24 protein-coding genes and 1 other annotated feature are annotated in these 26429 nt (G+C 35.8%); of the genes, 7 read left to right on the top strand and 17 right to left on the bottom strand.

Annotated elements, in window-relative coordinates:
* Positions 1-19: 19 nt before the first annotated feature.
* A complete protein-coding gene (leuS, locus tag ACLTBU_RS05885) occupies positions 20-2416 on the bottom strand; it encodes a leucine--tRNA ligase (protein ID WP_412218093.1) in 2397 nt (798 codons plus the stop codon).
* A gap of 63 nt (positions 2417-2479) precedes the next feature.
* Positions 2480-2691, bottom strand: a binding site (T-box leader).
* Positions 2692-2771: 80 nt separating this feature from the next.
* On the bottom strand, positions 2772-3467 hold the full coding sequence (locus ACLTBU_RS05890) for an MgtC/SapB family protein (protein ID WP_249333323.1): 696 nt from the start codon (positions 3465-3467) through the stop codon (positions 2772-2774).
* 167 nt (positions 3468-3634) lie between these two features.
* Between ACLTBU_RS05890 and ACLTBU_RS05895 the strand changes: the two genes are divergently transcribed.
* Positions 3635-4072 (top strand): hypothetical protein, encoded by a 438-nt coding sequence (locus ACLTBU_RS05895; RefSeq protein WP_412218094.1) that lies wholly within the window; start codon positions 3635-3637, stop codon positions 4070-4072.
* Positions 4073-4106: 34 nt separating this feature from the next.
* On the top strand, positions 4107-4631 hold the full coding sequence (locus tag ACLTBU_RS05900; protein WP_412218095.1) for a hypothetical protein: 525 nt from the start codon (positions 4107-4109) through the stop codon (positions 4629-4631).
* 151 nt (positions 4632-4782) lie between these two features.
* On the opposite strand, the gene ACLTBU_RS05905 is transcribed toward ACLTBU_RS05900, so the two are convergent.
* From ACLTBU_RS05905 to iorA, 6 genes are all read right to left on the bottom strand, one after another.
* Entirely contained in the window at positions 4783-5595 is an 813-nt protein-coding gene (locus ACLTBU_RS05905) for a helix-turn-helix domain-containing protein (protein WP_249333326.1), read from the bottom strand.
* 150 nt (positions 5596-5745) lie between these two features.
* Positions 5746-6060, bottom strand: a complete 315-nt coding sequence (locus ACLTBU_RS05910) for a hypothetical protein (protein WP_249333327.1) — start codon at positions 6058-6060, stop codon at positions 5746-5748.
* 155 nt (positions 6061-6215) lie between these two features.
* The gene (locus ACLTBU_RS05915) at positions 6216-8246 is read right to left on the bottom strand and encodes an elongation factor G (RefSeq protein WP_412218097.1); all 2031 of its coding nucleotides are present in this window, start codon (positions 8244-8246) and stop codon (positions 6216-6218) included.
* Between the two features lie 206 nt (positions 8247-8452).
* The gene (gene glyA, locus ACLTBU_RS05920; protein ID WP_177668504.1) at positions 8453-9688 is read right to left on the bottom strand and encodes a serine hydroxymethyltransferase; all 1236 of its coding nucleotides are present in this window, start codon (positions 9686-9688) and stop codon (positions 8453-8455) included.
* 27 nt (positions 9689-9715) lie between these two features.
* Positions 9716-10297 carry an indolepyruvate oxidoreductase subunit beta gene (locus ACLTBU_RS05925; RefSeq protein WP_249333330.1) on the bottom strand — a complete coding sequence of 194 codons (582 nt, stop codon included), beginning with the start codon at positions 10295-10297 and terminating at the stop codon, positions 9716-9718.
* Position 10298: 1 nt separating this feature from the next.
* Complete coding sequence (iorA, locus tag ACLTBU_RS05930) at positions 10299-12026, bottom strand: indolepyruvate ferredoxin oxidoreductase subunit alpha (protein ID WP_412218100.1); 1728 nt, start codon at positions 12024-12026, stop codon at positions 10299-10301.
* Positions 12027-12193: 167 nt separating this feature from the next.
* Here iorA and ACLTBU_RS05935 point away from each other — a divergent pair, with 167 nt between their 5' ends.
* Both ACLTBU_RS05935 and ACLTBU_RS05940 read left to right on the top strand, forming a co-directional pair.
* On the top strand, positions 12194-12976 hold the full coding sequence (locus ACLTBU_RS05935) for a threonine/serine ThrE exporter family protein (protein WP_177668510.1): 783 nt from the start codon (positions 12194-12196) through the stop codon (positions 12974-12976).
* The gene (locus ACLTBU_RS05940) at positions 12976-13416 is read left to right on the top strand and encodes a threonine/serine exporter family protein (protein WP_177668512.1); all 441 of its coding nucleotides are present in this window, start codon (positions 12976-12978) and stop codon (positions 13414-13416) included. The genes ACLTBU_RS05935 and ACLTBU_RS05940 overlap by 1 nt, the downstream gene beginning before the upstream one ends.
* A 43-nt stretch (positions 13417-13459) precedes the next feature.
* Here ACLTBU_RS05940 and ACLTBU_RS05945 read toward each other — a convergent pair whose 3' ends face one another.
* Positions 13460-14473 (bottom strand): hypothetical protein, encoded by a 1014-nt coding sequence (locus tag ACLTBU_RS05945; protein ID WP_337531025.1) that lies wholly within the window; start codon positions 14471-14473, stop codon positions 13460-13462.
* A 156-nt stretch (positions 14474-14629) separates the two neighbouring features.
* Here ACLTBU_RS05945 and ACLTBU_RS05950 point away from each other — a divergent pair, with 156 nt between their 5' ends.
* Entirely contained in the window at positions 14630-15874 is a 1245-nt protein-coding gene (locus ACLTBU_RS05950; protein WP_412218101.1) for a hypothetical protein, read from the top strand.
* A 45-nt stretch (positions 15875-15919) separates the two neighbouring features.
* Here ACLTBU_RS05950 and ACLTBU_RS05955 read toward each other — a convergent pair whose 3' ends face one another.
* The 3 genes from ACLTBU_RS05955 to ACLTBU_RS05965 all read right to left on the bottom strand — a co-directional run bounded on the left by ACLTBU_RS05955 (position 15920) and on the right by ACLTBU_RS05965 (position 18399).
* Positions 15920-16312 (bottom strand): SoxR reducing system RseC family protein, encoded by a 393-nt coding sequence (locus ACLTBU_RS05955; protein WP_177668517.1) that lies wholly within the window; start codon positions 16310-16312, stop codon positions 15920-15922.
* Positions 16312-16971 carry a hypothetical protein gene (locus tag ACLTBU_RS05960; protein WP_412182422.1) on the bottom strand — a complete coding sequence of 220 codons (660 nt, stop codon included), beginning with the start codon at positions 16969-16971 and terminating at the stop codon, positions 16312-16314. The genes ACLTBU_RS05955 and ACLTBU_RS05960 overlap by 1 nt, the downstream gene beginning before the upstream one ends.
* A gap of 84 nt (positions 16972-17055) precedes the next feature.
* Positions 17056-18399, bottom strand: a complete 1344-nt coding sequence (locus tag ACLTBU_RS05965) for an MATE family efflux transporter (protein ID WP_412218103.1) — start codon at positions 18397-18399, stop codon at positions 17056-17058.
* Positions 18400-18603: 204 nt separating this feature from the next.
* Between ACLTBU_RS05965 and ACLTBU_RS05970 the strand changes: the two genes are divergently transcribed.
* Positions 18604-19725 (top strand): sodium ion-translocating decarboxylase subunit beta, encoded by a 1122-nt coding sequence (locus ACLTBU_RS05970; RefSeq protein ID WP_412218105.1) that lies wholly within the window; start codon positions 18604-18606, stop codon positions 19723-19725.
* Between the two features lie 34 nt (positions 19726-19759).
* Positions 19760-19870, top strand: a complete 111-nt coding sequence (locus tag ACLTBU_RS05975; RefSeq protein ID WP_249332867.1) for an OadG family protein — start codon at positions 19760-19762, stop codon at positions 19868-19870.
* Positions 19871-19953: 83 nt separating this feature from the next.
* On the opposite strand, the gene ACLTBU_RS05980 is transcribed toward ACLTBU_RS05975, so the two are convergent.
* The 5 genes from ACLTBU_RS05980 to ACLTBU_RS06000 form a co-directional block, all read right to left on the bottom strand.
* Positions 19954-20697: a polysaccharide deacetylase family protein gene (locus ACLTBU_RS05980; protein ID WP_412218106.1), complete on the bottom strand. Its 744-nt coding sequence runs from the start codon at positions 20695-20697 to the stop codon at positions 19954-19956.
* Between the two features lie 95 nt (positions 20698-20792).
* Complete coding sequence (locus ACLTBU_RS05985) at positions 20793-23093, bottom strand: copper amine oxidase N-terminal domain-containing protein (protein ID WP_412218108.1); 2301 nt, start codon at positions 23091-23093, stop codon at positions 20793-20795.
* 128 nt (positions 23094-23221) lie between these two features.
* Positions 23222-23683, bottom strand: coding sequence for a hypothetical protein (locus ACLTBU_RS05990; protein ID WP_412218109.1), 462 nt, complete (start codon positions 23681-23683; stop codon positions 23222-23224).
* Positions 23684-23731: 48 nt separating this feature from the next.
* Positions 23732-25507, bottom strand: coding sequence for an LTA synthase family protein (locus tag ACLTBU_RS05995; protein ID WP_412218110.1), 1776 nt, complete (start codon positions 25505-25507; stop codon positions 23732-23734).
* Positions 25508-25522: 15 nt separating this feature from the next.
* Positions 25523-26410, bottom strand: coding sequence for a hypothetical protein (locus tag ACLTBU_RS06000; protein WP_412218111.1), 888 nt, complete (start codon positions 26408-26410; stop codon positions 25523-25525).
* Positions 26411-26429: the final 19 nt, after the last annotated feature.

The raw sequence follows: 26429 nt of genomic DNA on the forward strand, positions 1-26429 counted from the left end.
CATTCAGGGGGATTTTTTATTATTTAGCTACAATGTTAACGATACGACCTTTAACATAGATTTCTTTTACAATTTGTTTGCCTTCAAGACGTGCTGCTGCAACCTCGTGTGCTTTTGCAAGTACACTTTCTTCTGCTTCATCTACACCTACTTTAATTTTACCAGCCATTTTGCCACTTACTTGAACTGCGATTTCGATTTCATCTTCTACCATTTTTGATTCATCGTATGTTGGCCATGATTGTTTGAATACGCTATCTGTTTCTCCTACCATTTCCCATAACTCTTCACTAATGTGAGGTACAAATGGTGCAAGTAAAACAATAAGTGTTTTAATTGTTTCATGGTCGATACCACCAGCTTGTTTTTGAAGATCTACTAAACTGTTTGTATATTGCATGAAACCACTTACTACTGTATTTAAGTTGAAGCTTTCCATACGAAGTGTAATGTCGTATACCATTTTATGACGGATACGTTCCATTTCTTTTGTAGCTTCTACTTCTTTATTTTCACTTACAAGTTTCCATACTTTATTTAAGAAGCGGTAAACCCCTTCAATACCTCTATCATCCCATTCACTATCAAGTTCTGGTGGTCCAATGAAGAGCTCGTACATACGAAGTGAGTCACAACCATATTTCTCTACAAGTTCATCAGGAGATACAACATTTCCTTTTGATTTACTCATTTTAGCGCCATCTTTTGTAACCATACCTTGGTTGAAAAGACGTTTGAATGGCTCAGCAAAGTCTACTACACCAATATCATTTAAGAATTTAGTATAGAAACGTGCGTAAAGAAGGTGAAGAACAGCATGTTCAATACCACCTACGTACATATCTACTGGTACCCATTTTTTCATATCTTCTTTGCTGATAAGCTCTTTATCATTATTTGGGTTCGGATATCTTAAGAAGTACCATGATGATCCCGCCCATTGTGGCATAGTGTTTGTTTCACGTTTAGCAGGGCCACCACATTTTGGACATGTTGTGTTTACCCATTCTTCAATCCCTGCAAGTGGAGACTCACCTGTACCTGTTGGTTCATAGCTTTCTACATCTGGAAGTCTTACTGGAAGGTCTTCTTCTTTAACACCAACTACACCACAGCAGTCACAGTGTACAACTGGAATTGGTTCACCCCAGTAGCGTTGACGTGAGAATACCCAGTCACGAAGTTTATAGTTTGTTGTTTTCTTACCAATATTTTTTGATTCAAGGTAATCTGGAATTTTAACTTTTGCTTCACTTGATTTCATACCATTGAAGTCACCTGAGTTAATCATAATGCCTTCTTCTGTATATGCTTCTTCTAAAGTTTCTTCTTCTCCCGTTTTTGAAATAACTTGGATAATTGGAAGTTCGAATTTCTTAGCAAATGCAAAGTCACGTTCATCATGAGCTGGTACACACATGATTGCACCTGTACCATAATCTGCAAGTACATAATCTGAAATCCAGATTGGAAGTTTATTTCCGTTAAGTGGGTTCACAGCATATCTACCTAAGAACACACCTGTTTTTTCTTTATCTGTCATACGATCAACTGATGATTTAGTTGATGCGTCAAATACGTATTTTTCAACTTCTGCTTTTTGCTCATCTGTAGCAAGTTCAAGTACATCTGCGTGTTCTGGAGCAAGTACCATAAAGCTTGCACCGTAAAGTGTATCTGGTCTAGTTGTGAAAACTTTAATGCTCTTATCCATACCTTCTACATTGAAGTCGATTTCAGCACCATAGCTTTTACCAATCCAGTCAGCTTGCATTTTCTTAACTTTTTCTGGCCACTCTAAACCTTCTAAATCGTTAAGAAGTCTTTCGGCATATGCTGTAATTTTAAGCATCCATTGACGAAGGTTTTTCTTTGTAACAATGCTTCCACATCTATCACATTCACCATCTTTAACTTCTTCATTTGCAAGACCTGTTTTACATGATGGACACCAGTTGATTGGCATTTCTTTTTCATAAGCTAAGCCATTTTCAAACATTTTAAGGAAGATCCATTGTGTCCATTTATAGTAGTTAGGATCTGTTGTATTGATTTCTTTATCCCAGTCATATACAGCACTGATTTCTTGAAGCTGACGTTTGAAGTTAGCAACGTTTTCTGCTGTAGCTGTTGCTGGATGTACTTTCTTTTGGATTGCGTAGTTTTCTGCTGGAAGGCCAAATGCATCCCATCCCATTGGATGAAGTACATGGTAACCATGAAGAATTTGATAACGGCTCCAAACATCTGATAATACATAACCTCTCCAGTGACCTACATGAAGACCATTACCTGATGGATATGGGAACATATCTAAGCAGTAATAATGTTTTTTGTCTTCTGTATCTTCATTGATAGGATTTTCTTCCCATCTTTTTCTCCATTTTTGTTCAATGGCTTGTGCATTATATTGCATATTTATTCCTCCTTTATAGTTCAAGCTCTAAATAAAAATAAAAAAACCTCTCATCTCTAAAAATTTAGAGACGAAAGGTGCTATTTCGCGGTACCACTCTAATTCGGCCATTAAGCCGCACTTATGTCTTCTATAACGGGAAGTTCCCGCTTAACCTACTCCTATTTCAGTTAAGTTGCTCCACGACGAGTTCATACTCTTTCTTACTATTTCTCACCTGCCAATAGCTCTCTGAAAAAAAAGTTGGTATTACTACTTCGCTTCCTTGCTTATTATAATATTCATATTAATTTGTATTATGTCAAAGCAATTCTATCATATAGTTTTTGGAAAATCAACGTCTAAAACTAATTATTTATACTTCTTCTACATATTTTACTACTGGCAAACCACTAATCATACTAATAAGTTCTGCATGAACTTTCTTTTGGTGTTGTTTCACTGTCAGAAATACACCTGCTTCTCTTGTGCCATTATTTTCCGACTTAGTAATTTCAATATAAGTTGTCTCAATTTGGTTCTCTCTAAGAAGTGTTACAACTTCATTAATATTTTGAATCGCTTCTAGTTCTATATAAAGTTCTACTATCTTTGACTTAGATAACATATAGTCATCAATACGGTGCAAGATGGTCATACCTCCAAAAATAAAGACACATCCTATAATAGCGCCCTCATAGAAACCTATACCTAGAGCTAGGCCCATACATGCAGATGCCCAAAGACCCGCTGCTGTTGTAAGACCTTTGACCTGTTGCCTACCTGTAACAAGAATAGTTCCTGCTCCTAAAAAGCCTATGCCACTAATTACCTGTGCACCTAGTCTTGTAGGATCTCCCCCCATTCCCATTACTTGTACAATATATTGGTTAGTAATCATAGCTAAGGCTGAACCTATACATACAAGTATGTGGGTTCTAAAACCTGCTGGTCTTTTCTTTTTACCTCTATCAAAACCAATAATGCCTCCAAAAATCATGGCTAAGCTTAATCTTAGTATGATGGAGACCATATTAATGTCTCTTAAGTAATCTAGTGTATCTATCTCCATCTTTTTCACATCCTATCATTTGGTCTCTTAATTCATATATATACAACGTTTTAGTGAAATGTTCCGCTCCCTATTTTAATCTCTAATTCGTTTGTATTTCAATATAAAGTATAATATACTAATCTTATTATTTTTCTATCTATTTTAATAAAAGGCGGAGGACTTTTATGAAATGTCCAATTTGCCACGGCCCACTTAAAGGCGAAGCTTATTGTCCAAACTGCGGACAAGCTATTACTTATGAAGGCATCAAACAAACTTATTCTGATATAACACTCGTACCTTCTGAAGTCAAAAAATGGAACTGGGGTGCTTTTACTTTTAATATCTTCTGGGGAATTGGAAATAAGACTTATTTACCACTTCTTTGCTTGATTCCGTATTTCAATTTAATCTGGATATTTGTATGTGGATTTAAAGGTAATGAATGGGCTTGGAAAAGTGGAAACTATAGTGTAAATGATATAGAAAAGTTTTTAATGATTCAAAGCACATGGAACCGCGGTGGTCTTGCCAAATTTATTATAGGTCTTATTGGTACCATCCTCATCTTTATTCTATATGGAATGCTTTTTGCCTATTTAATGGGCTTTTACTATTATTAAATTGATTAAGGCAATGTTGAAAGGAGAAATCAATATGAACTGTTCAAAATGTAATGCTCCCCTTCAGGGACATGAGGCTTTCTGTCCTAACTGCGGTGTGTTTATCAGTATAGAAGAACCTATGAAACCAGAGGCGCCAACTACCGAACGTCCAGTAGAATCTTCTAATTCTGCTTATTATGTATCTTATCCCAATACACACTCAAATACCTTCCACCCCCAAACTGCTTATACGACAAGCTCCGTGCCTCCTGAAATCAAGAAGTGGAACTGGGGTGCCTTTACTTTTAATCTATTTTGGGGGATTGGGAATTATAACTACTTGCCGCTTCTTTGTCTTATTCCATTCTTCAATTTTATCTGGGTGTTTGTGTGTGGCGCAAAAGGTAATGAATGGGCTTGGAAAAGTGGAAAGTTTAATAATGTAGAAGACTTTTTAGCTGTGCAAGAAACCTGGAACCGCGCAGGTTTTGTTTCTTTCATCATTACGCTTATTGCATGTGGCATATCTATTTTACTCTTCTTCTTATCTTTTCTAACATCTGCATTTTTCTCATAAATTCTCATAAGTAAACTCACATGTATTTTCACGATTGAAGTCTCATGTGAGTTTCTTTTTTATTAATAGTTATAGGAACTTTTATACTTTACATAATCATTTAAGAAGACTAAAAAACAAGTGGGCTAAATTTAAACCCACTTATGTTGACTTAATTATTAAGTTTTGCCTCAATATCTTTTAGTACATCCTTATTGTTTTGATAAAAAGTATTCTTAAAAAATTCAGCAGTAAAATCATCCTTAAAAGCATCTATCACCTTTTTAGCAATAATTAATTGAACTTTTGACTTTTCCTTTTCTCCTTTTTCAGTGTAGTAATCTGAAAGTCTCATCAGCATTTCTATAAGCACATCTGCAGCTAAGTTTTTTTGCCTATGAGCTGGTTCGTACATATCTTCCCCATCAAGTAACAGAGCAGCAACTTCTAATTTAGTAAAATAAATTTCAGGAATCTTGTTTATTGCTGCCTTAGCAAGGCTGTATTCTCCTATAGATTTATATGCTTCTGCCATAATACGGCATGCATCATATTTAATATCATCATGTTTTGTACATTCAATTAGTGCCTTACACGTATCTATAATCTCCAAGCTTCTTTCAGGTATAGGTAGAACACCAATTATGCAGTTAAGTAGTACATCATTTCCGGGATATTTCTTCAATCCTTCACGTAATATTTTTTCACACATTGCAGGGTCGCAGTAGTAATATTCCCCTGATTTTGTAACAATATCATCAATGTTTTTCTCAATTTCATAGAGATTAAAATCAAAAAGTTCATCTGTTGATACCTCAAAAAACGAAGCTATTGCAGGTATTAAGGTCACATCAGGCATAGCTGTATCATTCTCCCATTTAGATACTGCTTGAAATGAAACACCAAGATATCTAGCAAGTATTTCTTGAGAAATATTTTTCTGCTTACGTAAAGATTTAATTTTTTCGCCTAGTTTAATATTCATAGGTGTTACTCCTAAACATAAAGTAATCAGCGCTGATCCTAATTAAATTATATCAGTTATTTTTAATATACGAATAACTCATTCGTTGAGAACTTTTCAACTATAGGTAGAAGTATTAAAAAAAGTCAGTATCCACTGACTTTTTTAGGATTAATGACATCCAAATCCTCTATTACTTCTATTAGTATTTTCCATACGTTCTAAGCAGTAATCAATCATGTCCTTAGCCTGTTCTTGTGTAAGATTCCCTGCTGCCACTTGTTGTTCCATCATCTTCTTCATTACATCATAAGCTTCATCATTGGCTGCGATTTGTGTGTTTTTATTTTGTTCATATACTCCTGTTATCTCCTCAACGCCTAACCTATTGACTTGAGTATTGAGGCTAACTTCTTGTGCAAAAACCGAGAAGCTCCCCACTACAAGAATACCTGCCATCACTATCCCTAAATATTTTACTTTCATTTTATTCCTCCTAATATCTATTAGATTTATTACGCTATAGTACACATGATATATAATAAATATCTAATAATAATGGAATAATTACGGAATAATGATGTGTTTTTAAAGAATAACTAAAATTAAAAAGGAGCCGCTACATTAGCGGCTCCTTTGCACTAAGCAAGCTCTTTTCTTGCATCAATCACTTTTTGTTGAACGTCACTTGGTGCTTCTTCATAACGTTCAAAGTAGTATTCTACAGTCCCTCTGCCTTGTGTCATAGAACGAAGATCCGTCGCATAACGATAAATCTCAGACATTGGCACTTCAGCAATAATAAGTTGTTTCCTCTGCTGTAATTCCATGCCAATAAGGCGACCACGGCGTTTTTTCATATCGCCCATAATATCACCTGTATATTCATCTGGTACACTAATTTCAACATGAGCAATAGGCTCTAAAATAGTTGGTTTTGCTTTAACCACACCTTCTTTAAAGGCAATAGTTGTTGCCATCTTAAAGGCCATTTCAGAAGAATCTACTGGGTGGTAAGAACCATCTAATAAGACAGCTTTAAGCCCTACTACAGGATAGCCTGCAAGTACACCTCTATGAATACATTCTTCAAGTCCTTTTTCAACTGCTGGGAAGTATTGTTTAGGTACGGATCCACCAAATATTTTCTCTTCAAATACATATGGCATATCAAGATCACCTGATGGTTCAAATTCCATTACCACATCACCATACTGACCATGTCCTCCAGATTGTTTCTTGTGTTTACCACGTACTTGCATCTTACCTTTAATGGTTTCACGGTAACGTGTTGTAGGTGGAGCAAGACGCACACCTACTTTAAATTTATCTTGAAGCATATTGACAACAACATCTAATTGCTGCTCACCAATGCCATAAATAACGGTTTCATGTGTTTCTTTATCATACTCTGTATAGAAAGTCTTATCTTCAGCCATAAGTTTTGTAAGAGCAAGAGACATCTTTTCCTCATCGCCCTTGCCAAGTGGGAAGATAGCCATTTGTACATAAGGTTTATCAAAATCAATAGGTTCATATTCAATATTCGCATCTTTGTCTCGAAGTGTATCACAGGTATTCGTATTGCGCAGCTTAGATACCGCGCCAATATCTCCTGCATACAGCTTTTCTACTTCCATCTGCTCCTTACCTTGTAGCACATAGATATGAGATAATTTTTCAACCTCTCCTGTACGTACGTTAAGAAGCGAATCATCTCGGTTTACCTCGCCACTTCTTACTTTAAATAAGGAGAATTTTCCAATGAATGGATCTACCATTGTCTTAAATATGAAAAGACCTGTTTTATTTTCCATATCACATGGCTCTACTGCTTCATCAGGTGATGGGAAGCATCTAATAATATTATCCATCAGGGTACGGATACCGGCTCTATCTACTGAATTGCCACAAAGTACAGGGACAATATCTCCTGCTGCCACACCTACTTTAAGCGCTTTTTCAATTTCTTCTACTGTGATTTCTTCTTCTGCAAAGTACTTTTCCATGAGATCTTCATCTGTTTCTGCAACAGCTTCTAGAATCATAGTTCTTACATGTTCAAGTTTTTCTTCATAGCCTTCGGGGATATCGCATTCAATAACTTTATCGCCTTCAAATCTTCTGGCTACCATTTTAACTGCATGGATATATCCTATATATTTTTCGCCGTCATACCAAGGCACCTGCATGGGGGCAATACTCGCACCAAACTTAGCCTTACAATCATCTAATATAGCTTCAATATCTACATTAGGGGCATCCATTTCTGTGATATAAAGCATACGAGGCAATTTTGCCTCTTCGCAGATTTCCCATGCCTTTTCAGTTCCAACCTCGATTCCGCTTGATGCTTTCATAACAATAATAGTTGCATCACAGGCACTTACAGCTTCTTTTACATTTCCTACAAAATCAAAGTATCCTGGGGTATCTAGCACATTAATCTTATGATTTTTCCATTCTACAGGAATAAGAGATGTACGAATTGAAATTTTTCTTTTAATCTCCTCTTGATCAAAGTCACTTGATGTATTACCGTTTTCGACTCTTCCGAATCTTGACTTGCCTCCTGCTGTATAAAGCATAGCTTCTGTGAGTGTAGTCTTACCGCATCCTCCGTGTCCTAATAGCGCAATGTTACGAATCTTCTTTGTTTCATACACATTCATAGACATACCTCCTATAGAATTCGATTAAGTTTGGTGCTTACCTTCTATTTTCTACGAATCTTACAAAAATTCCTCTATAATTCCAAAATTTTTATGAAATATAGATGACGCTTTGTCCTTTTATTTATATGAATGGTATAGGAAAAAAATACCTGATGATAGTACACTATCATCAGGTATAAGTTCATTCTATAGAATGGCAGTCTTTAGTATAATGGATATTTCTCTAAAAGTGTTGCTACACGCTCTTTACACTGCGCCTTATTCTCTTCAAAGTTTGAAAGCGCTAAAGACATAATCTCTGCAATCTCAGTCATATCTTCTTCTTTCATACCTCTAGTCGTTACAGCAGGTGTACCCAGTCTAATACCACTTGTTACAAATGGACTTTCTGGGTCAAAAGGAATAGTATTTTTATTGCAAGTAATACCAATTTCATCTAGAAGATGCTCCGCATCTTTTCCTGTAATCTGTTTATTACGAAGGTCTACATTCATAAGATGATTATCTGTACCACCAGAAACAATAGTGAAGCCTCTATCTATAAGTGCATTACATAATGCTTTAGCATTCTCTATGACTTGTTTCTGATAAGTATTAAATTCCTCCGTAAGAGCTTCTTTAAAGCATACAGCCTTTCCTGCAATAACATGCATAAGCGGTCCCCCCTGAATACCTGGGAAGATAGCTTTATCAATAGCCTTTGCATGCTCCTCTTTACAAAGAATCATACCACCTCTAGGGCCTCTAAGTGTCTTATGTGTAGTCGTTGTAACAAAGTCTGCATAAGGTACTGGAGATGGGTGAAGCCCAGCAGCAATAAGTCCTGCAATATGAGCCATATCTACCATAAGGTACGCACCCACTTCATCTGCAATTTCTTTAAACTTCTTAAAATCAATGGCACGTGCATAGGCACTCGCACCCGCAATAATCATTTTAGGCCTATGCTCTAATGCCTTACTACGTACACACTCATAGTCAATAAGCCCTGTTTCCTTATCTACTTCATAAGATACAATATTATAATGTTTACCTGAAATATTGACTGGGCTACCGTGTGTGAGATGTCCTCCATGACTTAAGTTCATTCCCATTACAGTATCTCCTGGCTTAAGGACTGCAAAAAACACAGCCTGGTTAGCTTGTGAACCAGAGTTTGGCTGTACATTGGCATGGTCTGCACCAAAAAGCTCTTTTGCACGCTCTCTTGCTAAGTCTTCAATCTTATCGACAACTTCACAGCCTCCATAGTAACGTTTACCTGGATACCCCTCTGCATATTTGTTTGTTAAGGTACTTCCCATAGCTGCCATAACAGCTTTGCTTACAAAGTTTTCTGAAGCAATAAGTTCTATCTTACTTTGCTGTCTTTTAGTCTCTTCTTCAATTAAATCCGCGATTTCTCTGTCTACTTTTCTTACTTCTTCTAATTCGTACACAAAATCACCTGCTTTCTCTTAATAGGATTATTTTTCTAGGTACGCTTTATATCCTCTTTTTAATGCTTCTTTATTCATTTGAATGGTATGTTTAGGTACAGTCACTTCTACAATATGTTCCCATTCCTCTAGCGTGTCGCCAACATAAGCTGCATAAGCACCAATCATAATCATATTTACAACTCGCACATTACCAATCTCTTTAGCAATAGAAAGAGCATCTATAAGACACGCTTTATCATTCACACTTTTTATCTGCGTTTCTACATCTTCAGGATACTCAGCCATACCCATTACAACTGGCATTGGATCAATACGTTGTGTATTAGCAATGATTACACCATCTTCTTTAAGATAGTGTATGTATCGTAGAGCTTCTAACTTTTCAAAAGCAAAGATGATGTCAGCTTCACCTGGTTCTACTAATGGAGAATGGACTTTATCTCCATATTTAACCTGCATAAGCACACTTCCACCACGTTGTGCCATACCATGTACTTCTGACATTTTTACATCTTGCCCTTTCATCATAGCATAATTACCTATGATTCTTCCAGTAAGAAGTGTTCCTTGTCCGCCTACTCCTACAATAAGTATATTTTTAGTCATCCTAATTCTCCCCCTTTGAAATAGCATCTTTTGGACAAATAGCTGCACATAAGCCACATCCGGCACAAAGTGCATCATTAATTTCAGTCACTACTTTACCTTTAGCTAAAGCTGGACAACCTAACTTACTACAGATGCCACAGTTAATACATTTATCTTCATCTATTCTATAAGCATCCCATTTTTCTTTAATCAATAATTTACACGGTGCCTTTGTAATGATGACAGAAGGTGCTTCTTTTGCTGTTTCTTCTTTTAGTGCTGCTTCTACCGCCTTCATATCATAGGCATTTACTGTACGCACATTTGAAATTCCTATTGCTTTAACAAGCTCTTCAAGATTAAGTGCTGCAGTAATCTCCCCTTTAAGGGTCTTCCCTGTAGCTGGGTGATTTTGATGTCCTGTCATACCTGTTGTAGAATTATCAGCAATAATCACTGTTGAAATGCCTTGATTATAAACCACATTAATAAGACCTGTAATACCTGAATGAATGAATGTAGAATCCCCTATAATAGCTACTGTCTTTTTCATAGCTTCCTTGCCACGTGCTTTTTCAAAACCATGACTCATACCAATACTTGCTCCCATACAGATACATGTGTCCATAGCAGCATGTGGCAGAGATGAACCTAGTGTATAACATCCAATATCCCCCGTCACGGTAAGATTTAATTTCTTAAGAACAGTATAAACACCTCTATGTGGACAACCTGGGCATAATACTGGTGGACGTATTGGTAGCTCTTTAGCTCCTTTTACTTCATCTACCTCATAACCTAATACTTCTCTAATCTTTCTGACTGTAATTTCACCTTGTCTTCCGAAAAAACTCTTTCCTACAGCATCAATACCCATACTTCTTACCTGCTCCTCAATAGCAGGTTCAAGTTCTTCTACTACATAAACTTTTTCTACCTTCTTAGCAAAATCTTTAATAAGGTCTTCTGGTAGCGGATTCACCATATCTAATTTAAGAATATTAGCATGAACACCACTTTCTTTAACATATTGATAGCAAATACCACTTGTAATAATCCCTATTTTACTATCTGTAAGCTCTTCCTTATAAAGGCCAAGCTCTTTTATATCTTTTGCAAGTTTTTGCATGCGTTCTTCTACAACCACATGACGTCCTTTAGCATTCCCTGGTGTCATAACATACTTTTTGATATTTTTTACATAAGATTTAAGCTTAAATGCCTCTGGTTCACAGACTTCTACAATCCCCTGAGAATGTGAAACTCGTGTTGTAAGCCTTACAATAACAGGTGTATCATAAGTCTCACTGATACACATAGCTTTTTTAACAAACTCTTTGCATTCCATGCTGTCTGCTGGCTCTAAAACAGGAACCTGAGCTGCACGTGCAAGAATTCTAGTATCTTGCTCATTTTGTGAGCTATGCATACCTGGGTCATCTGCTACAAATATAGTAAGCCCTGCGTTCACACCTGTATAGGCCACTGTAAAAAGTGGATCAGCTGCCACATTAAGACCTACATGCTTCATCGATACAACTGAACGGCCACCACCTATAGCGCTTCCTATAGCAACTTCCATAGCCACTTTCTCATTAGGTGACCACTCTGCATAAATCCCATCATATTTCGCAATACATTCTGTAATCTCAGTACTTGGTGTCCCTGGGTAAGCAGAAGCTACTGTAGCACCTGCTTCATAAACTCCTCTTGCAATAGCTTCATTGCCAAGCATTAATTTTTTCATATTATCCCCCTAGTCTTATTGTTTAAATATACACAATAATTTTATATTAACACTACTTTTCTGTATATTACAAGCATTTAGAGTGAATAATTCTACAATCCCTTTACACTTTCCTTCTAAACGTTGTATACTTATGTTGAATATTTTTTGACCAAGCGAGGCGTATTATGGATTGTATAAAGGACTATGAAGCTGTTCTAGCTTTTGCTGTAAACCTTGGTGAAATCATGCTAAAAAGTGGGGCTGAAACTTACCGTGTAGAAGATACTATATGCCGTATTTTATCCCATCACAATTTCGATAAAGTCGATACATTTGTTACACCAACCGTCGTTATGGCAACAATAAAAAACAAAGAAATTCCTAATTCTACTACGCTTACACGTATTAAGAATCGTAGTACTAGAATGGATAAAATTGAATTGATTAATCAGCTTTCTCGTAATTATGTAGAAGAGAAACTCTCTTTAGAAGAAGCTGTAGCAACCTTAAAAGAGATAGACCATACACCTGCTTATTCTAAGAGAACCATAGCTTTGGCAACAGCTTTTAGCTCTGCCTTTTTTTCTCTTATGTTTAACGGTGGCCCCTTTGAATTTATCTTTGCATTTTTCATTGGTTTTGGTGCCTGTATGGTTCAATCTCATCTAAAATCAAAGGAAATTGTTAATTATCTTGTACTTTTTATGGTATCACTTTTTATAGGGAGTATTATGGTTCTGCTTAGCTTATGTGTCGATCCTATACTGGATCTAGAAGCCATCGTCATTGGTAGTATTATGCCTCTTGTTCCTGGGCTTGCTTTTACTAATGGTATTCGTGATACTATCGGAGATGAACTACTCTCTGGCATGTCACGTCTTGCAGAAGCTGTATTTATTGCCGTAGCCATTGCTGCAGGCGTTGGTATTCCTATGAGTGTGGGGCTTTATTTAGGAGGTGCTTTATAATGGCTTATCTTTTTATTCATACCATTAGTGCTTTCTTTGCTACTATTTTCTTTTCTGTTCTTTTTAATGTGCAGAAAAAACACCTTATAGCTTGCGGTATTATGGGGGCTTGTGGATGGGCGATTTACATTATAGGAACGATGCAGAACTATTCACCTGTATTATCCACCTTTTTAGGTGCTTATCTTGTTGCTCAAGGCTCTTATTTTCTAGCTAAATATAAAAAAGCACCTGTTACTGTATTTCTTATTCCTGGAATTATTCCACTGGTTCCTGGAATTGGCTTATACCGTACTATGTATGCTCTGCTCTTCTCTCAGTACACAAAAGCTTTAGAATATGCCTTACTCACTTTTCAGCTTTCAGGTGTTATTGCAGGCGCTATCATTATGGCTGCACTTTTACCACTTTTATTTAGATCACGTAGACAAAAAATTTAAATACTCTAAAAGGGGCTGCCTAGGCAACCCCTTTTATTTTTATCTAGCATTTTTTATTACAGTTACAAGCATTTTGGAAACATTTTGGTCTTTCAGCTACATCAAGTGGTTGAATACAAGGCTCGAGAAGATCGCCTTCACAGAATATCTTACAACTGCTTTCTTCAGTGTTGCTAGCTGCTAAGAATTTTGGTGGTACTACAAGACCTTCATGTTGGAACTTATATTGTACGAAGTAAATAGCTTTGAAGTAAAGTGTAATACCAACTGCCATACATTCATCATCTTTTGCAATAACTTTTGCAAGTGCTTGAGCAGAAATACCTTGACGTAAACTATTGTTTGCTTCAAATTCATGGAAGTCATGGCATACTTCTGGGCAATCACAGTTTTGACAATGCTGTCCTTCTACTAGGCCGATAAAATTAATTGTTGGAACAAGTTTGTTACAGCCTGCTGGATTCTCTGGTGCATAAGAAATACCATATGGTGTATATAAATCAAATGCAATATTACTTGGATTCGTTTCTTCTGAAAAACCTGGGCAGTTTTCGCTAGGAAGGTATCTTAAAGTTAGCATACCTTCTTTACATACTCTACAGGTACTATCCATGATGCTTACTGATAAAGTTACATCGATGTCTCTTAAAACAATTCTTGATAAGTTAGGTGTGTTCTTACTTGGTCTAATTTCTGAAAATCTACAGGTTTCTGGACATATAAAATTAAAGTCGATGTCAACAACGTGCAATTGAATCGTATTTGCATTTTCAAGATCACATTTTGTCAGGCCATCAAAAAGAATATCAGTTGTACGATTTGATGGGCGTTCACATACGTCTAATAAATCATCTATTGCGAAGACACGGCAAAGATTAATGCCTGCTTCATCAAATACAACAGGTGCCATCATTGTTAAGCATTTAGGTTCTCCAATAGGTGGACACATTGCAGTTGCTTCAAGCTTCGTCATTGTGTCACATGGATGACATATATCACAAACACCTGCATTAGGTGCTTTGAAAAATCTTGTGTCTGTATTTGAACATTTGCTCATAATTCCAAACCTCCTACATGTTTGCTAAGGTGGGTCATAAAAATGTCGTTTTCAATACTATAATATGGAAAATCTATGAGGATGGTGACATTTATGTATAATTTAATTTTAAAATCAATATGATGGTATAAAGTACTTCTATAGGGAGGTTCCTTTATGCCTTTTTTATTTCGTACATCTACACGCTTCATCATTGTAGATGAAAAACCTAGACAAGGAGTTTTTTATCAAATTTATGACAAAGAGGGTTTCTTGCGCCCTGCACTTATTCATCCTAGTAGTGCATTAACTTATAGTGCTACACTAGATCATCATGATAATCTTCACGTAGTTGTCCAAAATACAAATCATCAGACTGCCTACTATCATTCCTTTGAAACGTCACCTACTAAACGTACTGTTTTAGAAGATACCAAAAATATGTATCAATTTGAAAATATGTCTATTCAAATACTTGTTGAAACGCCGCACCTTTTCTACACTGTTATACATCCTAATGGAAATGGACGTTCTCTTGTCCATCAATCTTTAAATGCAGCCTCTCCTATGGCTACACATCTTATTACAAATTTACCTTTAAATTGTCAACTTTCCTATTATGTAGTGGAGGATACTCTCTATATTCTATACCCACTCTATGAAGAAGGTTACACCTTAAATTGTCTCACCTTCACGGAAAATGCTTATGATTCTAGAACTTTAGTTCGTTCTGATATTCCTATTAGTGATTGGAATATGTGTTTACATGGTCAAAAACTATATGTTTTATTTACAACAGATACGTATGGACATCCTGCCTTTCACCTGCTAGATACTTTAACACTTAAAGATCTAGCTCTGCCACTTCCTGTAACTGCTACTTCACCTTCTCTCCTTAGCTATCTAGATTGTCTCTGGATTCACTATAAAGATGGTGATAAACTTTATACACTCTTTGGTTTGCCTGAGCAAGAAATGTTTAGTATACCCGTTATAAGTAGTCTTCAGCTCCCTGCTACACTCTATAACTATTACAGCCTTGACCATAAGAGTTTTAATGCTTCTAAAGTATATGCTAATTTAATGAGTACACTTAGGCTAGCTACACTTTCTTCTATTGATATAAAAGAAATCCATCCTGACTTATCCCCTAATCTTGAACTCTCTTTGCTACTAGAAGGGCTCTCCTTAGTGAGTCGCTCTCCCGTACCATCTCGAACCTCTACACCTATTGCTACACCTATGCCAACTCCTCCCCCTCTATCTACTATACCTCCTATCCCTACTGCGCCAACGCCCCCTATGCCTATGCCAAGTAGCAGTCCTCTTTCACCAACTCCACCTACTGCTGTTCCAACTGTACGTTCTGTGGCACAAGCAGCTAAAGATTTTATGCAAGAAGGTAACTTTTTTGAACCTTAAAAGAAGCTATAAAAAAGGAACCATTGCTTATACAATGGTTCCCTTTTATTCAATCACTTTTTTAGCTGTAGGGAGCATCTTAGCATATTTATTATGCTTCTCTCCATATTTAATCATCCCAAAAGTAAGTGCCATAAGTCCTAGCCCTAGTACAATAGCAATGCCCTCTGAAAATTTATAGCCCATCCCTACTCCTAGGATAAGGCCAATAAGTGGTAGCCCATACATGATAAAAGTTGCCTTCATAAAGGAATGCTGCTCTACATCTACCTCTACCTGGTCACCCACTTGACTTTTACATTCATTGACACATTTTAGTGTGCACTTTTTAACTTCACCTAACATTTCACAGGCATGACACTCACCACACATGTCCTGTCTTTCTATAGACACAATGACATAGTCTTCCTCTACCTTCTCTACTGTTCCAATAGGCATCAATCTTCCTCCTCATCAGAACGCTCTTTAGGTTTTATAAAGCTTCTTACAATAAGTATAAGACCAATAAGAATAACTACAATAGCTGTAAAATTAAATAAAATTAATCTTGATACTTCACCAAGCCCTAATGTAATCATAATCATTCCTATAATACCTAATACAAGAGATGGTATACCTGACCACACCTCCCGATCATAAAGGAAAATAACTAGAAAGCCTAAAGCTGTAAAGATAAAGCCCATACCTACAATCGTAGAAAAACCATTTAGCACATCTGCTGTAATAAGCAGTATGAAAATTCCCCATGATGTAAGGAGCGCACCTGGCACTAAATAAGCAAGAAATTTCTTTACTCTAAAAGCTACCATAAACATAAGTCCAGGTATTAAAAATACACCTGCTAAATAGTTCCATCCACTCACCCATTTATCTAAAATAAGTAATAATCCGTTAAAAACAAAGAAACTCGAAATCATAAGTATATAAAATTTTTTATTTCTTAAATAAGCTACAAAAATAACAACACCTATAATTAGATTAATATACTGACTAAAGAGTTCCCCAGGTAATAATCCATTTAAATCTAGGAAGCATACAATACCACCTAATACTAAAAGTAGTCCAATATAAAGCCCTATATTATTTTCTTTCCTCATGGTCTTACTCCTTTCTTTCCCACTTTTTTGTGAGAATATTCTCTCTACATCATTATATAGTAAGTAGAACTTAATCACAATAGCCTAAACTAAAGCCTTACCTCTCCACTTACCTCGTTTCCATCTTCTATAAACAAGTACACCTCTTAAAAGTTCGTCCATTGCCATGGCTATCCATACACCTACTAACCCCATGCCTAGTACAATACCAAATATGTAAGAAAGTAGTGCAGCTACCCCCCACATCGAAATAATACCAATTGTAACAGGATATTTAATATCTCCTGCCGCATGCATTGAACGAATAATAACAAGATTAAACGTTCTACCTAGTTCTAAGAAAATCTCAATAAACATAATCTGCTTACCTAGTGCAATCATAACAGGGTCAGTTGTAAACCAACTAAAAATAAAATCACTGCATAGAAATACAATAACTGACATAATCAGAGATACAAGCACTGTAGGCTTAAGGGTCTTCATAACCAATTCATCTGCATCATCAATATCGCCTGCTCCTACTAAATGCCCTACAATAATCTGAGTCGCTGTAGAAATAGCCGAAGCATAAACAAAAGAGAAGTTTGCGATCATATTACTATACACACGTGTTGCAATCACATACGTTCCCATACGATTTACACAGGATAAAATCCACATCTGTGCCACATTATAAGAAAGAGACTCTCCTGCTGAAGGTAATCCTATTCTTAAAAGGGATTTGAAGGTCTCTTTTGGAAATGGCCTTAGATACTTTAAGCTAATCTTCGCATTTAATTTCCTATTAAAGATAATCATTACTACAATTAGACCAATTAACCTACTGATTACACTTGATAAAGCCACACCTGTTACACCTAATTGCGGAATGCCTAATAAACCATTCAAGAAGATAAAGTTTCCTATAATATTAATAAAGTTAATAACAAAAGAAATAATCATAGTCTGTTTCATTAAGCCATTGCTTCTGAAAATAGCAGAATAGGACATAAACACACCTTGTAAAAAGATGAGTCCCCCTACAATAACCATATAAATAGTGGCATCGCTATAGAGCTCTAGTGGCATCCCCATCATTTCAAACATAGGCTTGTGCCCAAATACCATTAAAGCACCTAAAATCATACTAAAGAAAAGATTTGTATATGTAGCAAGAGAATAGACCTCTGATACTTTTTCCTGATTATTAGAGCCTAAATATTGTGATACCATAATAGTCGTTGCCATTGTAATAATATTAAATGTAATCAGTAGTAGATTCATAATCTGATTCACATTTCCAATAGCTGCTACAGCATTTTGTGAATATCTACTAATCATCATTTGGTCTACATTACCTATAAGCATTTGTAGCAATAATTCTACTAAAATAGGCCATGTAAGTAAAAATAATGATGTATTCTTGTTAATTCTATCGTGCTGACTCATGTTGCCTCCTCATATATGCATTAAAACCGTATTATTATATCAGCTTCCCTTCTGAACTTCTACTCTTTTTATCTATTTTAATTTCTTAGCTTAAGATGTGCTAAGAATTTTTGAACTTTTCTTAACATCCTTTGACATGCTATATGTTCCATTCTAATATACATATTATATAATTTTATTTTTCTACATAGGCAGGTGTTAAATATGGAAATTTTGTTAGAAAGCTTCCAACAACTTACTCCTAGTCACATCTTTATGCTACTTATCGGTTTTCTACTTATCTACCTCGCTATCGCTAAACAATATGAACCTACACTTCTCTTACCTATGGGATTTGGCGTCATCTTAGTAAACATTCCTCTATCGGGTGCTATTAGCCAACTTTCAGAAGGCAGTGTTGTTCAAGGCATACTGGACCTCCTCTTTAATGCAGGTATTACAACAGAACTTTTCCCACTTCTTATCTTTATAGGGATAGGCGCTATGATTGACTTTGGGCCGCTACTTGAGAGACCTTCTATGCTATTTCTTGGAGCTGCCGCTCAATTTGGTATCTTCTTCACCCTTATCCTTTCACTTTGCTGTGGTTTTTCTTTACAAGAAGCTGCTTCTATCGGTATTATCGGTGCTGCTGATGGCCCAACTTCTATCTTTGTAGCAAGTCAGCTTTCACCTTCTCTTTTAGGTCCTATTTCTGTTGCTGCATACTCTTACATGGCCCTTGTACCGCTTATTCAGCCTATGGCTATTAAATGGGTCACAACCAAAAAAGAACGTTGTATACATATGACTTACACTTCTACGCCTGTTTCAAGAAAGGCTAAACTTCTTTTCCCTATAGTGGTTACTTTAGTCTCTGGCTTTATTGCACCACATTCTATTCCACTTATTGGTTTCCTTATGTTTGGCAACTTATTACGTGAAAGTGGTGTGGTTAACCGCCTAAGTGAAACGGCTCAAAATGAACTCGTTAATATTGTCACCATTCTTTTAGGACTTTCTATCGCTTCTACTATGAAGGCTGACACCTTTTTAACCCCTAGTACTATTCTTATCATTGGTATGGGACTTATCGCCTTTATCTTTGATACTATAGGTGGTGTGCTTTTCGTTAAAGTGATTAACTTGTTTAGAAAAGAAAAAATCAATCCTATGGTAGGTGCTGCTGGTATTTCTGCCTTCCCTATGTCTGCACGTACTATTCAAAAACTCGCTAAAGAAGAAGATCCACATAACTTTATTCTTATGCAAGCTGTAGGCGCTAATGTAGCTGGTCAGGTAGCTTCTGTTATTGCAGGAGGTCTCATATTAGCACTTTTACTCTGATAATTTTTATTACATTCTAAAAGGAGGTATGCATATGATTGAGCAAGGCTTTCTTATTATGTTAAGTGGTATGGGCGGCATCTTTTTAGTAATGGGTATTATTTATATCATTATTAAACTGCTTAATTACTTCGCGAAGTCTTAATAACTTTTAATTGAAACAGGTATAGGCTAAACTAGAAAAAGGCCTAGAAGCTCTATCATAAGTCATAGCTTCTAGGCCTTTTTCTAATTTTTATTTTTAATGCGATAATAAAATTCTTCTGTATTCTGATCAATAGGTTTAAAAGTATAACCTTGATCTTTATAGTATTTGATAATACCAGGTAAAGCATTGTAGGTATTTTTATTATTGGAGTTACAATGGGCTAGAATAATACGTTTTGTTGTATTACGACTACACTTTTTAGCATTTTGGACAATTTGACCTGGAGACAGGTTAGGATTCACCCCATCTTCAAGACTGACATTCCAGTCATAGATTCTATAATTTTCTTCATGTAACTTATTAAGAAGGCCTTCACTTAATCTACCTGAACTCCCCCCTGGAAATCTAATAATTTTACTATTGACCTCTTCTCCTAATACTTCATTAATTTTTTGAGAAGTTTGTTCCATTTCTTTAATAAAGCTTTCATCACTTGAGTAAATAGATTTTAGATTATGAGAATAAGTATGAAGTCCTATACTATGCCCTTCTTCATAAATACGTTTAAGTACTTGTTCTCTTTGATTAATTTCTTTTCCTACAACAAAGAATGTAGCTTTTACATCATGTTCTTTAAGGATATCTAATATTTTTTCTGTAACTTTTCCTGTCGGACCATCATCGAAAGTTAAATAGACAATTTTTTCTTCTACTGTCTCAGGTGCTCCGTTTTCTAAAGCCTGTACTTTTAATTCATCTACACAGAAGAAAACAATTGTAAAAGCTGCGATCATGTACATTAATATATTTAAATATTTTTTCATATGAATGCCTCCTTTGAATCTTATTATCTGCAAAAAAGCAAAAAATAAAAAGCTATTTTATTGTATTTTTTTCCAACAATAAAATAGCTTTTTTCTTATCTCCAGTTGCTTTCAGGAATAAATCCAAATAATACTGGTGCAGATGAACCGTTTGGAAGCATATAAGTTAAAGTTTTTGTTTCCCCTGCTTTAACAACGCCTACAAATGCTCCTCGATTTGAACTTGGGAAATAGCCTGCACTTGGCGCAAGATAAGCTTTATCTTGTTCCCATTTAATTGCACCTTTAAACATATTACCACGAGGATTTAAAATAACTGCTGTATCTTCCTCTGCTGTAATGGTAATGTGATAGTTTATACCAAAGTTTCCTCTATTCGCTACACTCTCTTGTAAAAGGGCATCATAGCCTGTAACCCATTCATCTTGTCCCTTACCAATTACAAGTTTTGTATTTTCATCCTCATCCCTAAGGTCTACAAAAATATTTTTATCTAGTACATCGAAAGTTCCCCTTGGATGAACATCTCTTACTGGCCTTGGCATAAGAGGAATATCTTCTATTTTGTCATTTTGTCCAAGTAAAGCGACAGTAAAGGTAACAGGACCTTCTAATGCAACATCAAACATGCCCGAAATAGCCTGACCTTTTAACCAGTTTTTGTTTTGACTATCATAAATAACAGTACTTGCACCTGGCTGTAAAGTAAGTATTTGGCTACTTGTATTATTAAAATAATCTAAAAGAAGTTGTTGGCCTACAAATAATACGTCATCTGATGGCCCTTTTGTTGTAAGCTTAGAAATAGTCCCTGTTACAGGTACTTCTGTACGATTCTCAGCAATGACTACAAGACGTTTTCTATCCATCTGATTATCTACTGGATCAAAATTATTAATATGATGGAAAAGCACACGTCCCTGCCCTATAAGCGTATCTTCATAAAGGAGCCCTTTCTGACTTACTACTTCTGGTGAGTTACTCATAAACATTGTTCCTTTAGTATCTTCTAAAGAAACAGCATCTGCTTCTTTGTAATTTTGATAGTTAGTCTTTTCAAAGTTATCGAGTGTATCTCCAATTTGACCATTTGTAAATTTATCTTCAAATTCTGTTTTAAGTACTTCATCTGTTACGGTTACAGTTGTTTGTGCTTTTTGTGACCAATTACCGTAAGCATCTTTAATTTCTAAAGTTACAATATATTCGCCTTCTGTATAAATAGCAGTAGGTTTTGTAAATAAGTAATTGTTTACTGCATCTTTTGCATCACGGTAAGTCCATTTTTCAGCCACGATGCTTTCCCACTCTTCATTTTCATACTCAAAACTAAATGTAATCGGCTCACCTTGTTGATATTCACGCTGATCAGCTTCAAACTCTATAACTTCTGGAGCCTCATTTGGCAGAATCATAATAGTCTGGCTTACCCAGTCACTCCATAAGCCTTTCTCATCTCTTACTTTTAATGAGATTTCGTAATAACCTTGTTTAGGCGTTTTGAAAATCTTATCAAGTGAAGCTGCTGTTTTAGATGGATCACCATCTATCATCCATAATGTTTCCTTAATAAAATGCCCATCTGGGTCAAAACTCATATCTTGTGCTTGTACGGTTTGACCTGCTATGTAACTTTCCTCTAAAAATTCAAAAGCTGCAACTGGTGGTGTATTTGGCACTACAATTGGCTTTTCAATCTGTATAGTACGTGTGGCCTCATCATACTCAATCAGTAGTTCGAACTGTTCTGACATAAAACGTACTGGCAAAAGAGTTGTCCCATTTTCCACAATTGGCATAGCATCTACTACGATTTCCTCACCATTTATCCAGGCTTTTGGCTCTGTCGTAGATAAAACAACAATTTTACCATCTTTCTCTACTGTAATCTGTCTAGTCTCTTGATTCCAGTCTACTTTTGCTTCTAAAATTTCTTCACCTACAAATCTTAACGGTAAATAGGTACGTCCTGCTACAACTTTAGGCGCTAAAAGCAATTCTTTTACTTCTCCATAGAGAAAGACCGTTGTACTATCTAATGTTAATACAACTTTATCCTCATCCATAACGGGTAGCTCTACTTCTGGTTGTTCCCCATCTATCGTCCCATCCTCTGGCAACAACTCCTCTGTTCCATCACCTGCTTCTGGTACTTGTTCTTCTAATGCACCCTCTTCTTGTGGTGGCACCTGTTCCTCCTGCTCCAACAATTCATCACTCGGTAACTGCGGCACCTGGGTATTTTCCTCTACTCCTTCTTCATTTGTTGGATTATCGCCTTCTGGATTACCTTCTTGACCTAATATAATGCCTGTATTTTCGCCTTCATCAGCCAATATAGAAATTGGGCTCAAAAAAAGTGTGCTAGCCATGAATAATGTCCATATTTTTCGCATCTTTTACCCTCCTTAAGCTGCTACTTCATTTCGTCTCTTTGAACATTTATCATTTTAACACACTTTTAACAATTTATAAGATAGTTTTATGGAATGTTATCAAATATTAACATTCCTTTCATATTTAATTAGATTATCTCTTTAACATATTCTGTATTTGTAAACTGTGGGAATTTAATACGTTCAATAACTATTCCATATGGGAAAGTTGCAAATACAGCTTCTTCAAATGTACCTTCTACTTCATCTTGAGCTTTTAATGCTTCAAACTGTTCTTTAGCTTTTTCAAGATGACTTTCTAAAATAATGTTATAAGTACCAACATGTCTCATTGTCTTGCTAATTTCTCCTGTCTCAAGACGATTAAGTGTCGTACTATTTTGCATATCAATCATAATTTCACAAATTAATAAACTCCCAATCTCATGGTTAAAAATTTCTCTAGCACGCTCTTTAATAGCTTCATCACTCGTCTCATTATAAAGTTTTAACAAGGCTGTAAGGTTTGGCATAATCATTTTTTCGCCATTAGCTTTTTCAAAAATCACTTCATTGTTTACTACTCTAAGTGCATCAAGTTTTTTACTCATTAGTCTTAACATCCTTTATCTTTTAGTTTTTTTTAGCTTAGCATAATTTTATTCAAGTGCCAACCTATTATATTGTATCATCCATAAGTTATTTAACACACTCTGCTCTAGCTTTGATAATGTTTCTAATGATTTAAGCTTTCCATCTTGATCTATTTGAAAGTTCTGCCCGTAAGCTTTTAAATGCTTATTGACCTGGATTAAATAGTTCATATAAGGGTCTTTATCATAACCTATATAATGAAGCATTTGGCTTCCAAGATAGGACGCATCTATAACACCCATACTTTTAGCAGGTAAGTTATAATTATTCCACATGATAAAAGGTGTCTGATAAAGCTTATAGCAGTCTGCCTCATCAAAATTTCCTTCTATATAATGAAGTTTTTCATAAAGTGCATAATTTTCGTCCAAGGCCGGCAAGTGGTCACCATACATGACAATAATAGTGGGTTCTTCTACTTGCTCAAAATAGGTTATTAACTTATGAAGTGCTTTATCAGAATCTTTAACTCCATTAGCATAAGTAGTAAGGCGGCTCTTCTCTTCTGCTGTAAGATTATCTCCTTCAACGTGGATACCATTTGCTGTATAAATATCTGTATAAGGCATATGATTCTGCATAGTTACAACATGACAAAAGAGAGGTTCATTCTGATTGTTCTCATACAGCTCGATTACCTTATCTACTAATGCATCATCTGATACATAGTCTCTAGCAAGAGTAGGGTCTATAAGATCTTCACTTGCAATAAAAGTCTCAATACCTAAATCTTTATAAGCCTCATCTCTTGAGAAAAAAGCCTTTTCATATCCGTGTACTGCAAAAGTTTTATACCCCTCTTCCTTAAGAAGCTTAGGAATACTTGGTGTATGCTCATTTACAAGCTTCATATAGGCTATATTCTGAGGGTCTGTAAAATAGACAGAGTGCCCTGTTAAGACTTCATACTCTGTTTGGCAAGTACGTCCACCATAAACTTCTGTTGCAATACTACCACTTACATAATTCTCTCCATAATTTTGGAAATAAGCTAAAGGGTTTTCTGAATAAGAAATACCTGGAAGGTTCGTTAAATCAAATAGAGATTCGCTCATAATCATAATGATATTAGGCTTAGCAAAATGATTATTAGGGTTGTCCACTTTATAAGGCATAAGTAAATTCTTTACTGTATCTTCACTATAACCTTCTGGCTTTTCAATGATTAAATCCACTACCTCCTGAGTAAAACCTATCATAAAGCCATTGTCATTATACTGTTTATTAATAGTAAGGCTCTTTTCCTCTTTTGGTACTTCCTCATGTGAAGTGCATACCTTAGCCCCAATGATAGCTGTTGTAAAAAACAAGGTGCCAAACAGTACCCCCCCTATCATACGATGTTTACGCCTGAGTGAAAGGGGCTTACATCTATATGCGGCTAACATACTTATTAAACTTAAAAGGACGCCAATAACTACATGCCTCTCAAGCTGTATATTCATTTCCTTACTAATACTTGCTGCCTCTCCCGCTAGTATTAAATCAGCCGGTGTTAAATACTCTCCACTAATGATAAACTTATAAAAGGAAATAACACAGAAAGTCATATAGATACACCCTACTATAAGCACACCTCTCCCAGGCTTTTTACAAAGCACGCATGCGCCTAAAAGTAATAGCCATAGAAGCATCCAATTTATAAAAAAACTAAAAGGATACTCCATCATCCATCTAAAGATTCCTAGAAAATTCTGTCTAAGTAATGCTTCTCCACAGTATAAAATACTGTAGCTTAATACGAGTAGTAATATTCCCATCTTATAAAATTCTTTTTTCACTCTAACCACCTTTACTTACCGAACCATATTTTTCTGATACCACTCCATGACCTCTTCATGAGTGCTTGCTGCTTCTCCAATAATCCCTATCACTTCATCCTTCAATACCCATATAAGCTGATTTTCATCAAAAGCTTTAACAAAGTGTATCTTTCCTGCTTTCGTTACTTGTTTAGCTATTTCTTCTGTCTTAATACGCCCAAACATTTTCTGCACATGATGTTTATATTTAAAAAGTTCTTCTCCTTTATTAAGGACAGTACCATCTGCTACTATAGTGTCCCTCATAACTATATCTTCAACTTGTAGATAGCGCTTTTCCTTCTGTCCACCCTTTATATAAAGAGTTGTTGGGCTTAAAATAAGGTCGTACTTAAACGCTTCTTCTACTGATTGCATCTTTATTTGTCCTTCTTCTATAAGCTGCAGGATATATTCATAGAGAGCCATAGGATTAAGACTAGGATTTTCTACAGTCTCACCATCTTCCTCTTCTTCTAAACAAGGTCTTAGTAAGGACCCTTCTCCCTCTTCTACCAGCTCATAATTTCTTCCTGCAAACTCTATCCTTTGCTCAGCCCTTATTCCTTCTTTTAAAAGAGTCTGTAGTAGGAACGGTTCTATACGTTTTATGACAATAGCTTCACAATTTTTAAAGCATCTTTCAATCTTTCTTAACATCTCATATACTTTTACTTCATCAAAGAGAATAACTAGTTTACTCTTTTTAAATTGATTATAATGAAGTGGATAATTCATATAATCTACCAACTTTTCTATATCGTCTGCTCCATAAACCTCCCATGTGTCTGACTTTTCGAAAGGTATCGCTTTAAGCTCTCCTTTATAAAAATCTCCTACATAAATTTGATGATTACTTATAAGCCAAATGATTGTATCCATTCTTTTCATCCTATCTTCT

The sequence above is a fragment of the Zhenhengia sp. genome (genome assembly GCF_046966505.1).
GTDB classification, from domain to species: Bacteria; Bacillota; Clostridia; order Lachnospirales; family Cellulosilyticaceae; genus Zhenhengia; species Zhenhengia yiwuensis.